The sequence below is a fragment of the Halalkalibacter nanhaiisediminis genome, from assembly GCF_007830185.1.
Classification (GTDB): Bacteria; Bacillota; Bacilli; order Bacillales; family Bacillaceae_D; genus Halalkalibacter; species Halalkalibacter nanhaiisediminis.
In genome coordinates this window covers 50,148-64,274 of record NZ_VLKZ01000009.1, presented here as the reverse complement: position 1 = coordinate 64,274, position 14,127 = coordinate 50,148, and the positions used below count along the sequence as shown (strand labels likewise).

The window sequence follows — 14,127 nt, the reverse complement described above, 5'->3', positions numbered from 1 at the left end:
ATGGAGATCATTTGAGTGAGGAATTTGATTTAGTCACCTTTTTCTTTGTCGAGAGCCCTTTTATTAGGTTTTCTATTAGCTTGTGTTATTCATGTTTTGTTTAGGGGTAAACGGGTTAGAGGGTAAGTAGAAAAGGTAGAGGAGGTCGCAAATATGGAAAAGAAAGAAACGAGAGCGTTGATTGAAAATGTAATGGAGCAATTGGCGGAGAAGACGGACTTTCTTGGAATTGAAGATAAAGAGAAAAGAAGAAGAGTTTGCTTGTCAGCTAAGGAGATTTTAAAGACGACCGATAAAATTATTAAAAGCTACATACGCGTATCGACTGAGAAAAACGGGATTGCGAGAATTCCAGCTTACCGAGTTCAGCATAATAATATTAGTGGATTTTATAAAGGTGGTATTCGCTTTAGTGAATTTGTGAGTGAAGAAGAAGTTGAAAATTTAGCGATTTTAATGACCTTGAAAAATGCCTTGCACCGTTTACCTTTTGGTGGAGCAAAAGGCGGTGTCCATGTTGATCCGCGTAAGTTTTCAGATCGTGAGCTTAATTTGATTAGTAAAAAATATGTGCAGCGTTTTGCTCGTGATATTGGACCGAATCATGATATTCCAGCACCTGATCTAGGAACGAACGAAAAGGTGATTGATTGGATGGTAGGCGAGTATAAGACGATTCATCCAGGAGAAGCGTATCTCGACTCGTTTACAGGTAAAAGTGTGGAAAATGGTGGTGCGAGAGGGCGTCGGGAAGCAACGGGAAAAGGGACCTTTTTAAGTTATTCTTGGCTCTTAAACGAGTGGTTGAATCAGCAGACAGGTGAAAAGAAAATTAGTCGCAAAAAACAGTGGGAAACATTAAATACATTTAAGAAAAGAATCAAGCAAGGAAAAGATATTTCAGTAGCGGTTCAAGGGTTCGGAAATGTTGGGGCGATAGCAGCCCTTGAAGCAAATCGTTATAAAAACATTAAACATAAGGTTGTTGCTGTTTCTGACCGATTTACGACTCTCTACAATGAGAAGGGGCTTGATGTTGAAAAGCTTGTGAAGTATACAGCGAATGGTCGTGATTTGCCTGCAAATCATGATGAGCTTGAAGCAGCAGGGGTTCAGGCAGAAGTGATGCCAGCTACAGATGTCTTAACTGTAAAGACCGATGTCTTAATTCTTGCTGCGATTGAAGATGTCATTCACCGTGACAATATGAAAGAAATTCAAGCTCGTATTTTAGTAGAAGGAGCCAATGCCCCAATTTCACAAGAGGCAGATACGTATTTTGAAGAGCAAGGAGCAATTGTCATCCCAGATATTCTTGCTAATGCGGGTGGGGTTATTGTTTCTTATCTAGAGTGGAAGCAAAGCCGTGTGACAGAGCTATATTCAGAAGATGATATTTTTGCGGATATGTCTGCACAAATGATTGAAACATTAAAGCATGTTTATGATGTCTATTTTTCATCGGTGGAAAAGACGATGAGGTTCACATGCTTTACTCTGTCACTTGAACGATTAACAAGCTTGCTATATCGTCACGGAAAATTGTATTAAGGAGGAGAGGAGGGTGTGATAAAATAGCCTTCCTCTTTCTTTTGAAAACGAATAACGTCTTCTAAAATGATATAATTTGAATAGTATGAACAATAGAAAGAAGGTAAGGCGTGACTGAGATGTTCTATGCATAACCAAGGATTTTCTTGCTAAAGGAGATGAGTGATTATGCTACATATTGTATTTTCACATACAGCAGAACAAATGTTGAAGCAAGCATTTAAGGAAAAGCTTACGCCATTCGTTGGAGAGATTGTAACGTACGAGCCACAATTACAGTTAGGTGATCTCATCAATGATGAGGAACGTTTAAGAAAATGGGCTGAAGTCTATCAAATTAGAACAAATGATACTGAAATCAAAAGTGTGGGAAGCTCTTTTAAACAAACAGAAGCAACATTACATCAAGCGATCCAAGGCCATGACAGAATTGTCTTTTGGATTGGTGAAACAGCAGCTGATGAGCTGGCGTTTTTACGTTTGCTTGATTCATTGGGTCAGTGGTCACAAGCATTGATGCTTAATCGAATTAGGGGACCGTTGCTTGTTGGAGAGCTTATCCCTGAAAATGTCGATCAATCTTTTTTACCTGTCCCTCTTTCAAAAGATAGCTATGATCAATATTGTGAAAAGTGGAAAGAGGTATCAAAGCAAGGTGATAAGCTTAGAATTAGAGAAGATGACTTTGTTTATCAATTTGTCGATTATTCTCATTATGACGTGCAAATGATGCTACATATTCCTGAAACGGAGCCAGTAAAGATGGCTGTCGTTATTGGGGAAATGTACGGAGCTGAGCCTCATTTACCTTACTTTTTTTTCGTGTGGAGAATTTATCAATTAGCGAAAAAAGGAATGATCGAGATCGTAGGCGAAGAAAAAGGGATTAGGCAAACTTACGTACAACAAATAAAATGAGGTGCTACATATATGAAAATAGCAGTCTACCAAATGGATTTAGTGGCAGGTCAGCCAAATGAAAATAGAAAGAGAGTGAAGAATTGGGTCGAACAAGTGACAAAGCAAGAACAATTAGATTTGCTCGTGTTACCTGAAATGTGGACAACAGCCTATACGTTGGAGGATTTACCGACAATTTTAGAAGCAGATCAAGAGAATACGGAGCAATTTTTGCAGCAGCTAGCTAAGGAACATCACATTCATATCGTTGCTGGTTCGATGGCCGTAAAAGAAGGAGACGAGATTTACAACCGTGCCTTTGTCATGAATAAAAATGGTCAGACCGAATATACTTACGACAAAGTTCACCTCGTACCGATGCTAGATGAGCCGCTTTATTTAACAGGTGGAAAAAATTCAGCGCAAGTTTTTGAACTAGATGGACGAAAGATGGGCGTGATTATTTGCTACGATCTAAGGTTTCCAGAATTAATCCGTTCACTAGCCTTACAAGGTGCAGAGGTAGTCTTTGTTGTCGCAGAGTGGCCACTTTCAAGAAAAGGTCATTGGGAAGTCTTACAGCAAGCTCGCGCAATTGAAAATCAAGTGTTTATCGTCAGCTGTAATCGAGTTGGCACACATGATGGAGTTGAGTTTGCAGGAAGCTCCATGGTGATTGATCCATGGGGTGAAGTGTTAGAAAAAGGGTCGGTTGAACAAGAAGAAACACTTGTTACAACGCTTAACTTAAGTGAGGTAGAGCGAATTCGCAAAGAGGTGCCTGTCTTTTCGAGCAGACGCCCAAACCTTTATAAATAAACGAAAAGACATTGGCTGATTTGGCTAATGTCTTTAGTTATGTAAGATAGTTTAAATGATTGGAAAAAGGAGTGCTAACCAGTGTGTCGAATAGAGTAAGTATGAACATTATCCACATGAATTAGCTGGATTGACATTCATTTTAAAATACAATTTTGTTTTTTCATCAAATAACACACCTCCTTGAAAAGATAAAGAAAGGGGCTCCTAATGGAAAAATGTGACTTTGTTTTAGATTCAATTAACTCCATGTATAACGGCATTGTTATTATCAATTGTAATAGTGATGTTGTTTTTATTAACGAGGCGGCTTATCGGCTATTTCAATTAAAAGAGAATACTGTAAAAGGAAAAAAGATAGATACCACTTTACCTAAAGCTGAACTTCATCTTGTCATTGAAGATGGCCATACCAGACTGAAAAAGCAGATTAAAGTCGGTAACTCTATTATCATGATGAATCAGTCACCGATTTATCAAAATAAGAAGATTGTTGGCGCAGTTGCTGAATGTATGGAGTTAGGATATGGGGATCAGATTTTTGCAAAAGAAGATATCTCCCAAAAATTATTCGATGAATATGATAATGCTCATAATTTGTTATTTGATTGTATTGTTGCCGTGAATGAAAAAGGATTTATTACAATGATGAGTGATTCTTATGCAGATTTCATGGAAATTGATAATCCAATTGAAGCAATTGGCAAACATTGTACAGAAGTCATAAAAAATACAAGAATCCCTGATGTATTACAATCAGGTAAGCTTGAAGTTGGTTATACCTTCCGTGTTAAGGGACAAGATGCTGTTGTGACGCGAATGCCGATTTTTCAAGATGGAAAGGTTAAAGGGGTTATTGGCAAAATTTTATTCCATGATGTCCAAGAGTTAAAGGAGATCGCCAAGCAATTAAATCTCATGGAAAGTCGAGTTGAATACTATCAGAATGAATTGAAACGTATTCAAGGAGCTAAATATGGTTTTGAAAATATTATTGGTAATAGTCAAACCATTAAAGAATTAAAAGGCTTTGCTATGCAAATTGCTAAAAGTCGTTCGACGGTATTGATTACAGGAGAAAGTGGAACAGGAAAAGAACTGTTTGCCCATGCCATCCATGATTCAAGCACCCGTTCATCGGGACCGTTCATTCGTTTAAATTGTGCCGCCATTCCTAAAGACATATTAGAAGCAGAGCTCTTTGGATACGAAAGTGGTGCTTTCACTGGTGCAAAAAAAGGAGGAAAGCTTGGAAAGGTTGAAATGGCGAATAAAGGCACACTGTTTCTTGATGAAATAGGGGATATGCCGCTAGAAATGCAGGCTAAGATTCTTCGCGTTATTCAAGAAAGAGAGATACAAAGAGTCGGTGGAGCAAAAGTAAATGAAATTGACGTTCGCTTTATTGCAGCAACCAATCAAAATTTATGGAAAATGGTGAAAAAGGGCGAGTTTAGAGAAGATTTGTTTTACCGCTTAAATGTTGTCACAATGGAAATTCCTCCTTTACGAGAAAGGGAAGCTGATAGTCTTCAGTTAGCCTATTTTTTCATTGATAAGTTTAATAAAGAATTAAGAGCGTCCGTAAGCATTTTAGATGATCAAGTCATTAACATTTTTAAAAGACATAGCTGGCCAGGAAATATTAGAGAATTAGAAAATGTTCTGGAACGCGCTATGAACACAGTGAGTGAAAGTAACACGATAAAAATGGAACATCTTCCTCTCTATTTAAGAAAATTAAATAATGTAGAAATAAATCCTCAAACGAGTCATGATTATGCTTATGCGACAGATGAAGAAGAATTACATTATTGCCTCCAACAAAACATTGAACAAGCAGAAAGACAAATCATTATTAAAGCTTTGAAAAGAACGAACGGAAATAAGGTAAAAGCAGCTGACCTCTTAGAAATCCATCGAGCAAGTCTCTATCGAAAAATAGAAAAATATCAAATAGAAGATATCGATATCATCCCAGATTAAAAACCATCATCATGATCCCATTACTAGGTTGTTGCACAGATGAAGCATGTCGCATAAGTGCTACAAAAAAGTGTTTCAAATATGCGAAATTAGAAGTTGTAAATCAATCATCTCTTAAAAGCTCTAGCAATAAAAACTGAGCTAGCTTAATATTTTACTTATTTTTACTGTATGGCATAAGTCTTGCATATAACTTAATTAAGAAGGGCTTTTAAAATTTTGTAAGCGTTTTCTATTTTGAACAATCTACTAAAAGGAGAGGGATAACATGTTTGATAAGTATTTTGAGAATTATCAGACGGATGATACTTGGGAATCAAAAGGAAGAACGATAACAGAAGCTGATTTAGTCATGTTTTCTGGTCTTAGTGGAGATTGGTTTCCACTTCATAGTGATAAAGAGTATGCAAAGGAAACACAGTTTAAACAACGAATCGCTCATGGCATGCTAGTCTTATCTATTACAACAGGATTATTAAAGTTAGAACCTAATATTGTCGCAGCCTTTTATGGGATGGAGCGTGTAAGGTTTACGAAGCCCACCTTCATAGGAGATACCATTCATGTACATGGAAAAGTGATTGACCTTCAGGAAAAAGGCTCTTCTCAAGGTATCGTGACGGTCTTAACAGAGGTAAAAAAACAAACAAATGAAACGGTCGTTATATTTGAAATGAAGATGCTGGTGAATAGAAGAGGGTAAAACTTAAATGAGGTGATGAAATGTTTAAAAAAGTATTAATTGCTAACCGTGGTGAAATTGCTCTTCGAATTATACGAACGTGTCAGCGTCTTGGTATAAAAACGGTTGCCGTTTATTCAGAGGCTGATGCTGAGGCACCACATGTACGGATGGCAGATCAAGCTTATGTAATCGGGAAGCCTCGTGTGAATGAAAGCTATTTAAATGTAGAGAAAATTTTAGAAGTAGCTATTTCTTCAGGTGTAGATGCGATTCATCCTGGCTATGGTCTGCTTTCTGAAAATGAACCATTTGCAAGGAGTTGTGAAGAAGTAGGGATCACTTTTATTGGACCAAAGCCTGAAGTGATTGGCAAAATGGGAAGCAAGATAGCGGCGCGTCATGCTATGGAGGAGGCTGGAGTTCCTGTTGTTCCAGGTGTCACACGACCTTTAGCTGACGAGGGTGAAGCAGTCTTGGTAGCAAATGAGATTGGCTATCCTGTGATGCTGAAGGCTTCAGCTGGAGGCGGAGGCATCGGGATGCAAGTCGTTCATAATGATGAAGAATTACAAAAAGCATTTGCTGGTAATCAGAAGCGTGCGCAGGACTTTTTTGGTGACGGAGCGATGTTTATTGAGAAATTCGTGGTGAATCCTCGTCATATTGAGATTCAAATATTAGCAGATCACAAAGGGAATACGGTTTATCTTTGGGAGCGTGATTGTTCCGTTCAGCGCCGTCATCAAAAAGTAGTAGAAGAAGCGCCGTCGCCGTTTATTGATGAACAGACTCGCAAGATCATGGGAGAAGCTGCTGTAAAGGCTGCAAAATCGATTGGCTATACGAATGCTGGAACGATTGAATTTCTTGTGGATGAGAATCACGCATTTTATTTCCTTGAAATGAATACACGCTTGCAAGTCGAACACCCTGTAACAGAAGAAATTACAGGCTTGGATTTAGTGGAGCAGCAGTTACGCGTGGCAGCTGGTGAAGCACTCTCCTTTACACAAGATGAGGTGAAGAGAGAAGGGCATGCGATTGAAGTGAGAATCTATGCGGAGGATCCGTTGACATTCTTCCCATCACCAGGAAAAATCACAGTTTATGAAACGCCTGTTTTTCCATATGTTCGAAATGAAACGGCTGTACATGCAGGCTCGGTTGTTACTCCATTTTATGATCCGATGATTGCTAAGCTCGTTATTTCTGGAGTAGACAGGAATGAGGCGATTGAACGTCTAATAGAATCATTAGAGTCTTATCATGTAGAAGGGATTAAAACAAATATTCCGATGTTAATCGAAGTGGCTAAGCATCCTGTTTTTCAAAGTGGGGAGCACACAACTAACTTTGTCCAAGAGCATTTAAGAAGCAAAGCAACCAAATAAAAGGAGGAGGAATTGAGATGAGTGAAGTCAAAACAATGATGGCAGGTAACCTTTGGAAATTGTTGGTGAAAGAAGGGGATACAGTTGAGGAAGGCCAAGATGTAGCGATTTTAGAATCAATGAAGATGGAGATTCCAGTCGTTGCGGAAGAGGGTGGTACGGTGAAGGAAGTGAAGAAGCAGGAAGGAGATTTTGTTGATGAGGATGAAGTGTTAATCATCTTGGAGTAAGAACGGAAAAAGAGGAGGTAGCTAATGAATTTTCCGAAAAGTGTGAATGTTAGAGAGGTTGGGCCAAGAGATGGGCTGCAAAATGAAAAAATAGTAATTGAAACAGCAGATAAAATTGCATGGATTAATCAATTGTCAGACACAGGTCTCTCTTATATTGAAATCACATCATTTGTTCATCCGAAATGGATACCGCAGCTAAAAGATGCTGTTGAAGTGGCGACTGGAATTGAGCGTAAGACAGGAGTGACTTATGCTGCGCTCATTCCGAATGTAAAAGGATTAGAGCGTGCATGTGCAGCAAAGATTGATGAAGCTTCTATCTTTATGTCTGCGAGTGAGACGCATAACCAAAAAAATATCAACAAAAGCATTGTAGAGACTTTTCCTATATTAAAAGAAGTCGTTGAAGGGGCAAAGCAGGAAAAGATGACGACGAGAGGATATATTTCTACCGTATTTGGCTGTCCATATGAAGGGCAAGTGGATATCGAGGAGGTCATTAGAGTAGCGGAGCGTTTGTTTGAAATGGGAATTGATGAACTATCTCTTGGCGACACAATTGGGGTGGCGAATCCCCTCCAAGTTCAGCTGGTTCTTGATCGTCTATTGCATTATTTTCCAAAGGAGAAGCTTGCGATGCATTTCCATGATACGAGAGGGACTGCGCTTGCAAATGTCGTTGCTGCTCTTGAAATGGGAGTGACGACGTTTGACGGGGCAGTAGGAGGATTAGGTGGCTGTCCGTATGCTCCTGGAGCCTCAGGAAATGCAGCAACAGAGGACTTAATCTATATGCTAAATGGTATGGGAATTGAGACTGGTGTTCTTCTGAGAAAGTTACTAAAAGCGTCCAAAATGATCGCTACCAAATTGGAAAAGTCATTGCCAAGCCATAATTTGCAAGCGTTTTTAAGCAGTTGTGAACACGTGTAAAAGGAGGTCGACAAACGGTTATGAATAAACTAGTGAATGTAGAGGTTAGTGAGCACAGAATTGCGACGATCACCCTTAATCGACCAGAAGCTGCCAACGCCTTCTCCTTGCAAATGCTTTATGACTTTCACGAAATTCTCCATGACATTAAATTTAACAAAGAAGTGAGTGTCGTCATTTTAACGGCGGCTGGTGCAAGTGTCTTTTGTGCTGGTGCAGATTTAAAGGAAAGAGCAACGATGGATGAACAGCAAGTAAGACGTACTGTTGCTCTTATCCGCAGTAATGTAAATGATGTCGAGAATTTACCTCAGCCTGTTATTTGTGCCCTTAATGGTAGTGCATTTGGTGGTGGATTGGAGCTTGCGCTTGCTTGTGATATTCGTATAGCTCAAACGAATGCTCTACTCGGTTTAACGGAGACCTCGCTTGCGATCATCCCAGGAGCAGGAGGGACACAACGTTTACCAAGATTAATTGGAGCAGGGAAAGCGAAGGAATTAATTTATACTGCTCGTCGAATAAATGCCTTAGAAGCTGAGCGAATTGGCTTAGTTGAGTATATGGTTCCGATTGAGCGCTTGCTAGATAAGGCGCAGAAGCTTGCTTTAGAAATGGTCGGAAATGGACCACTTGCCATGCAGCAAGCAAAATATGCAATCAATAATGGATTGGAAGTCGATCTCCATACAGGACTGGCACTTGAACAAAAAGCGTATGAAGTGCTGATCCCGACAAAGGATCGAATCGAGGGCCTAACTGCCTTTAGAGAAAAAAGAAAACCGAATTATAAAGGAGAATAAAGGAGGCTGATCGTGATGTCTTTAGGAAAACAACTACAAGAGAGAGTGGAAGAAATAAAGAAAGGTGGTTCAGAGAAATACCATGAGGCTAATGCAGCGAAAGGGAAGATGTTTGTTCGCGAGCGACTTGAGCAGCTTTTTGATGACGATTTAAACATCGAGGAAGCCTTTTTTGCAAATTGTATGGCAACAGGTTTGCCAGCAGATGGAGTGGTCACTGGGATTGGAAAAATAAACGGTCAGACGGTTTGTGTGATGGCAAATGATTCAACAGTCAAAGCAGGATCTTGGGGAGCTCGTACGGTTGAGAAAATTATTCGCATTCAAGAAACAGCAGAGAAATTAAATGTGCCGATGCTGTATCTCGTTGATTCAGCTGGGGCACGTATCACAGATCAAATTGAGATGTTTCCTGGTCGCCGCGGAGCAGGTCGAATTTTTTATAATCAAGTGAAGCTATCAGGTCGAGTACCACAAGTTTGTCTTCTTTTTGGACCATCCGCCGCTGGTGGTGCGTACATACCAGCTTTTTGCGATATTGTCATCATGGTTGATGGCAATGCCTCAATGTATTTAGGATCTCCACGTATGGCAGAAATGGTCATTGGTGAAAAGGTCTCCCTTGAAGAAATGGGGGGAGCAAAGATGCATTGCTCGGTATCGGGCTGCGGAGATGTCTTAGCCAAAACAGAGCAAGAAGCGATTGAAATGGCGCGTACATATTTAGCATTTTTCCCAGCTAATTTCGCGCAACTACCACCAGTCCATCAACCAATTGCCGCAAAAGAATTTGAAAAAAGCATTGAAGACATTATTCCCGCTAATCAAAATGCACCATTCAATATGCTTGATTTAATTCATCGAGTGGTTGATGAAGGCTCGTTCTTTGAAGTGAAAAAATTATTTGCACAAGAGTTAATCACAGGTCTTTCCCGAATTGAAGGCAAGCCAATTGGAATTATTGCCAACCAGCCGCGGATGAAAGGTGGCGTGCTGTTCCATGATTCGGCTGATAAAGCAGCAAAATTCATTAACCTTTGTGATGCGTATAATATCCCCGTTTTATTTTTAGCAGATATTCCTGGGTTTATGATCGGTACAAAAGTGGAGCGTGCAGGAATTATTCGTCACGGCGCTAAAATGATTTCAGCAATGAGTGAAGCGACCGTTCCGAAAATTTCGATCATTGTTCGTAAGGCTTACGGGGCAGGTTTATATGCGATGGCAGGTCCTGCATTTGAACCAGACTGCTGCCTTGCGTTTCCTAATGCTCAAATTGCTGTTATGGGCCCAGAAGCAGCCGTAAATGCTGTGTATGCGAATAAAATCGCAGAGCTTCCTGAAGAGGAGCGTGCAGATTTCATCGCTCAAAAGCGTGAAGAGTACAAAGAAAATATTGATATTTACCGTCTAGCTTCTCAGATGGTGGTTGATGGCATAATTCAACCGAATGATTTAAGAAATGAATTAATCAGACGCTTGGATGCGTATCAATCAAAATATGTCTTGTTTACGGAACGTAAGCATCCTGTGTATCCAGTTTAAGTTGAATGATTTTTTGCAATGAAAGGAGGAGATATGATGAAGACGAAGATAGCCTGGAGCCCAACTCCAGAATTAGTGAAATCGACTCGTCTGTACCGTTGGATGAAGCAATTAGGTTATGACGATTATGATGCCTTCCTACAAGCAGCAACAAATGATGTGTCTTGGTTTTGGCAGGAGGCCGAGAAAGTATTAGGTATTCATTGGGATGAGCCTTATACAAGAACATTAGATTTAGATAAGGGGATCAAATGGCCAAAGTGGTATATCGGTGGAAAGTTAAATGCTGCTTATAATTCTGTTGGAAAATGGGCAGATGATGAGCAAATGAAAGATCATGCAGCTCTCATTTGGGAAGGTGAAGATGGTCAGACGCTCACGTATAGTTATTCACAGTTGAATGAGCAAATTAATCGTGTGGCTAATGGATTAAAAGAACAAGGGATTCAAAAAGGTGATATCGTCGCGATATACATGCCAATGGTTGCTGAAACGGTGATAAGTATGCTTGCTGTAGCGAAAATTGGTGCCATTTACTCGCCAGTGTTTTCTGGGTACGGGGCTGATGCTGTTGCGACACGATTAAATGCTGCCGAAGCAAAAATGTTGATCACAGCAGATGGCTTTTATAGACGCGGTCGGCCTGTTTCAATGAAAGAAGAAGCAGATAAGGCCGTGGCAATGTCACCGTCAATTAAAAAAGTCGTTGTCTACCGCCGCTTGCAGTCAGACATTCCGTGGAAAAAGGATAGGGATATCGATTGGGTTGATGTAGCAAAAGCAGAGCCATTATGTGAGACTGAGTCACTAAATAGCTCAGATCCTCTTATGCTTATTTATACATCAGGCACGACGGGTCGACCAAAAGGAGCTGTCCATACTCATTCAGGATTTCCTTTAAAGTCGGCTTTTGATGCGGGAATTGGGATGGATGTAAAAAAAGGAGATTGCTTATTTTGGTACACGGATATGGGTTGGATGATGGGGCCGTTTCTCGTGTATGGAGGATTAGTAAACGGGGCAACGATTCTTCTCTATGAAGGAACACCTGATTTCCCCGACCCGGGTCGACTTTGGAAGATCGTTGAAACTCATCAGGTCACACATCTTGGCATTTCACCCACATTAGTACGTGCTTCGATGAAACATGGTGAATCGTGGTCGAATCAATATGATCTCAGCACCTTACGTGTCATTGCTTCAACAGGTGAGCCTTGGAATCCTGAGCCATGGACATGGTTGTTTGAAAAAGTCGGGCATTCTCATATTCCGATTTTTAATTATTCAGGGGGAACAGAGATATCAGGAGGGATTCTGGGAAATGTTTTAATCCGTCCAATTGGACCCATTACGTTTAATTCTCCACTTCCTGGTATGGAGGTTCATGTTTTTAATGAGGAAGGAAAGCCTGTTACAAATGAAGTCGGTGAACTGGTCATAACGAAGCCTTGGGTGGGGATGACGGATGGCTTTTGGGGTGAGCCTGAACGTTATGAAGAAGCATATTGGAGTCGTTTTGAAAATGTTTGGGTACATGGGGATTGGGTCATGAAGGATGATGAAGGGTACTGGACGATTACGGGGCGATCTGATGATATTTTAAATGTCGCAGGTAAACGATTAGGCCCAGCTGAGATTGAATCGATTCTAGTTAGTCATCCGGATGTCATTGAAGCGGGGACAATTGGGATTCCTGATGAAGTGAAGGGAGAAGCGGCTGTTTGCTTTGCTGTACTTAATACAGGTGTGGAAGAGACAGAGCGGTTACAGCTTGAATTACTCGATTTAGTCGCTGAAAAAATGGGGAAGGCGCTTAAACCAAAAGCGATTCATTTCGTACCAGATTTGCCTAAAACACGAAATGCCAAGGTGATGAGACGGGCTATTCGTGCTGCTTATTTAGGAAAAGATGCTGGTGATCTTTCCTCACTTGAAAATCCACAGGTGGTTGAGATCATTAAACAGCTTGGAGAAAGATCGTAATACAAAAGCTCGCCCTTGACTTACGTCAGGTGACGAGCTTTTGATTATTTACATCGTTGCTTTTTGAAGCTTATCGATAAATTTTAATGAGCGTCCTGTCCCGATTGCAACCGATTCGAGAGGAGTTGGAGCAACATGCACAGGAACAGATATTTCTTCTGCAAGCCACTCTTGAATGCCGTTTAAGAGTGCTCCACCACCTGTAAGCATAACGCCGCGATCAACAATATCACCGCTTAATTCAGGAGGGCAGTCTTCAAGAGTAGAACGGATTGACTCAAGAAGCTGTAACATATGTTCGTTTAATGCGTGCTGAATTTCTTTTGAACTTAATGTAACCGTTTTTGGTAGGCCGTTTACGAGATCACGTCCGCGCACGTCCATTGTTAACTCCTGGTGTTCGATTGGGGCATAACCGATCTCCATTTTGATTTGTTCAGCAGTTCTTTCTCCAATTAGTACATTATAGGATTTACGAACATATTGAATGATACTTTCATCAAATTTATCTCCACCGACACGTACAGAATTACACGAGACGACGCCTCCGAAAGAGATAATCGCTACTTCTGTTGTTCCACCGCCAATATCGACCACAACATTTGCAACAGGCTCGTCAACAGGGAGATCTGCGCCAATAGCTGCAGCAACAGGTTCTTCAATGACATGAACATTCTTAGCACCGCAGCTCTTGACTGCGTCAAGAATCGCACGTCGTTCAACAGAAGTCGAGCCAGAAGGTGCACATACTACGACATTTGGTTTTCTAAGGGATAAACCTAGCTTTTTGCTTGCTTTTCTCATAATGACTTTTAGCATGCTTGCCGTCATATCAAAATCAGCAATCACCCCGTCGCGAAGTGGGCGAACAGCAACGATGTTCGCTGGCGTTTTTCCGACCATACTTTTTGCTTCTGCTCCAACAGCAAGTACTTCGTTTGTTTGAGTGTTAATGGCTACAACAGACGGCTCGTTTAAAATAATTCCTTTTCCTTTACTATATACAAGTAAATTAGCTGTTCCTAAATCAATTCCAATTTCAGCATTTGTCCACATAATATCACCAACTTTATTTAGTCATTGCCTATATAGGTTGTCATTTTATCAGTCATAAGCGTTGAATCATAGTGACGGAACACTTATCTTCTATGTAAGAATATGAGACAAATTTCGAGATTATATAACATTTGTCCGAATTTATAAGAGGGATTTACTAATAAATGCCACGACTAGGTCTTTCGCCTCGTGAAAAAAGAGGGTGAGCCAAATTTCTTTTTAAAAAACGAAGCACCCGACAA

At 40.4% G+C, this 14,127-nt stretch carries 12 protein-coding genes; 11 read left to right on the top strand and 1 reads right to left on the bottom strand.

The window, feature by feature from the left end:
* The first annotated feature begins 153 nt into the window (after positions 1 to 153).
* From IQ10_RS14830 to IQ10_RS14780, 11 genes are all read left to right on the top strand, one after another.
* The gene (locus tag IQ10_RS14830) at positions 154 to 1,551 is read left to right on the top strand and encodes a Glu/Leu/Phe/Val family dehydrogenase (RefSeq protein ID WP_144451281.1); all 1,398 of its coding nucleotides are present in this window, start codon (positions 154 to 156) and stop codon (positions 1,549 to 1,551) included.
* A gap of 168 nt (positions 1,552 to 1,719) precedes the next feature.
* On the top strand, positions 1,720 to 2,469 hold the full coding sequence (locus tag IQ10_RS14825) for a DUF3658 domain-containing protein (protein ID WP_144451280.1): 750 nt from the start codon (positions 1,720 to 1,722) through the stop codon (positions 2,467 to 2,469).
* 12 nt (positions 2,470 to 2,481) lie between these two features.
* On the top strand, positions 2,482 to 3,270 hold the full coding sequence (locus tag IQ10_RS14820) for a carbon-nitrogen family hydrolase (RefSeq protein WP_144451279.1): 789 nt from the start codon (positions 2,482 to 2,484) through the stop codon (positions 3,268 to 3,270).
* Between the two features lie 210 nt (positions 3,271 to 3,480).
* Complete coding sequence (locus IQ10_RS14815; protein ID WP_242009852.1) at positions 3,481 to 5,256, top strand: sigma-54 interaction domain-containing protein; 1,776 nt, start codon at positions 3,481 to 3,483, stop codon at positions 5,254 to 5,256.
* Between the two features lie 268 nt (positions 5,257 to 5,524).
* Entirely contained in the window at positions 5,525 to 5,959 is a 435-nt protein-coding gene (locus tag IQ10_RS14810) for a MaoC/PaaZ C-terminal domain-containing protein (protein WP_144451278.1), read from the top strand.
* A 20-nt stretch (positions 5,960 to 5,979) separates the two neighbouring features.
* Positions 5,980 to 7,332: an acetyl-CoA carboxylase biotin carboxylase subunit gene (locus IQ10_RS14805; RefSeq protein WP_144451277.1), complete on the top strand. Its 1,353-nt coding sequence runs from the start codon at positions 5,980 to 5,982 to the stop codon at positions 7,330 to 7,332.
* Positions 7,333 to 7,349: 17 nt separating this feature from the next.
* Positions 7,350 to 7,562, top strand: a complete 213-nt coding sequence (locus IQ10_RS14800) for an acetyl-CoA carboxylase biotin carboxyl carrier protein subunit (protein WP_144451276.1) — start codon at positions 7,350 to 7,352, stop codon at positions 7,560 to 7,562.
* A gap of 24 nt (positions 7,563 to 7,586) precedes the next feature.
* A complete protein-coding gene (locus IQ10_RS14795; protein WP_144451275.1) occupies positions 7,587 to 8,498 on the top strand; it encodes a hydroxymethylglutaryl-CoA lyase in 912 nt (303 codons plus the stop codon).
* A 20-nt stretch (positions 8,499 to 8,518) separates the two neighbouring features.
* Positions 8,519 to 9,301 carry an enoyl-CoA hydratase gene (locus IQ10_RS14790; protein WP_144451274.1) on the top strand — a complete coding sequence of 261 codons (783 nt, stop codon included), beginning with the start codon at positions 8,519 to 8,521 and terminating at the stop codon, positions 9,299 to 9,301.
* Between the two features lie 15 nt (positions 9,302 to 9,316).
* Entirely contained in the window at positions 9,317 to 10,846 is a 1,530-nt protein-coding gene (locus IQ10_RS14785) for an acyl-CoA carboxylase subunit beta (protein WP_144451273.1), read from the top strand.
* Between the two features lie 36 nt (positions 10,847 to 10,882).
* A complete protein-coding gene (locus IQ10_RS14780; protein ID WP_437177694.1) occupies positions 10,883 to 12,829 on the top strand; it encodes an AMP-binding protein in 1,947 nt (648 codons plus the stop codon).
* A gap of 48 nt (positions 12,830 to 12,877) precedes the next feature.
* Here IQ10_RS14780 and mreBH read toward each other — a convergent pair whose 3' ends face one another.
* On the bottom strand, positions 12,878 to 13,885 hold the full coding sequence (mreBH, locus tag IQ10_RS14775) for a rod-share determining protein MreBH (RefSeq protein ID WP_144451271.1): 1,008 nt from the start codon (positions 13,883 to 13,885) through the stop codon (positions 12,878 to 12,880).
* Positions 13,886 to 14,127 lie beyond the last annotated feature (242 nt).

Coding starts and splice junctions, on each gene's coding strand:
- IQ10_RS14815 (WP_242009852.1), top strand. CDS start 3,481: ATGGAAAAATGTGACTTTGTTTTAGATTCAATTAACTCCATGTATAAC.
- IQ10_RS14820 (WP_144451279.1), top strand. CDS start 2,482: ATGAAAATAGCAGTCTACCAAATGGATTTAGTGGCAGGTCAGCCAAAT.
- IQ10_RS14825 (WP_144451280.1), top strand. CDS start 1,720: ATGCTACATATTGTATTTTCACATACAGCAGAACAAATGTTGAAGCAA.
- IQ10_RS14830 (WP_144451281.1), top strand. CDS start 154: ATGGAAAAGAAAGAAACGAGAGCGTTGATTGAAAATGTAATGGAGCAA.
- IQ10_RS14785 (WP_144451273.1), top strand. CDS start 9,317: ATGTCTTTAGGAAAACAACTACAAGAGAGAGTGGAAGAAATAAAGAAA.
- IQ10_RS14800 (WP_144451276.1), top strand. CDS start 7,350: ATGAGTGAAGTCAAAACAATGATGGCAGGTAACCTTTGGAAATTGTTG.
- IQ10_RS14780 (WP_437177694.1), top strand. CDS start 10,883: ATGAAGACGAAGATAGCCTGGAGCCCAACTCCAGAATTAGTGAAATCG.
- mreBH (WP_144451271.1), bottom strand. CDS start 13,885: ATGTGGACAAATGCTGAAATTGGAATTGATTTAGGAACAGCTAATTTA.
- IQ10_RS14810 (WP_144451278.1), top strand. CDS start 5,525: ATGTTTGATAAGTATTTTGAGAATTATCAGACGGATGATACTTGGGAA.
- IQ10_RS14805 (WP_144451277.1), top strand. CDS start 5,980: ATGTTTAAAAAAGTATTAATTGCTAACCGTGGTGAAATTGCTCTTCGA.
- IQ10_RS14790 (WP_144451274.1), top strand. CDS start 8,519: ATGAATAAACTAGTGAATGTAGAGGTTAGTGAGCACAGAATTGCGACG.
- IQ10_RS14795 (WP_144451275.1), top strand. CDS start 7,587: ATGAATTTTCCGAAAAGTGTGAATGTTAGAGAGGTTGGGCCAAGAGAT.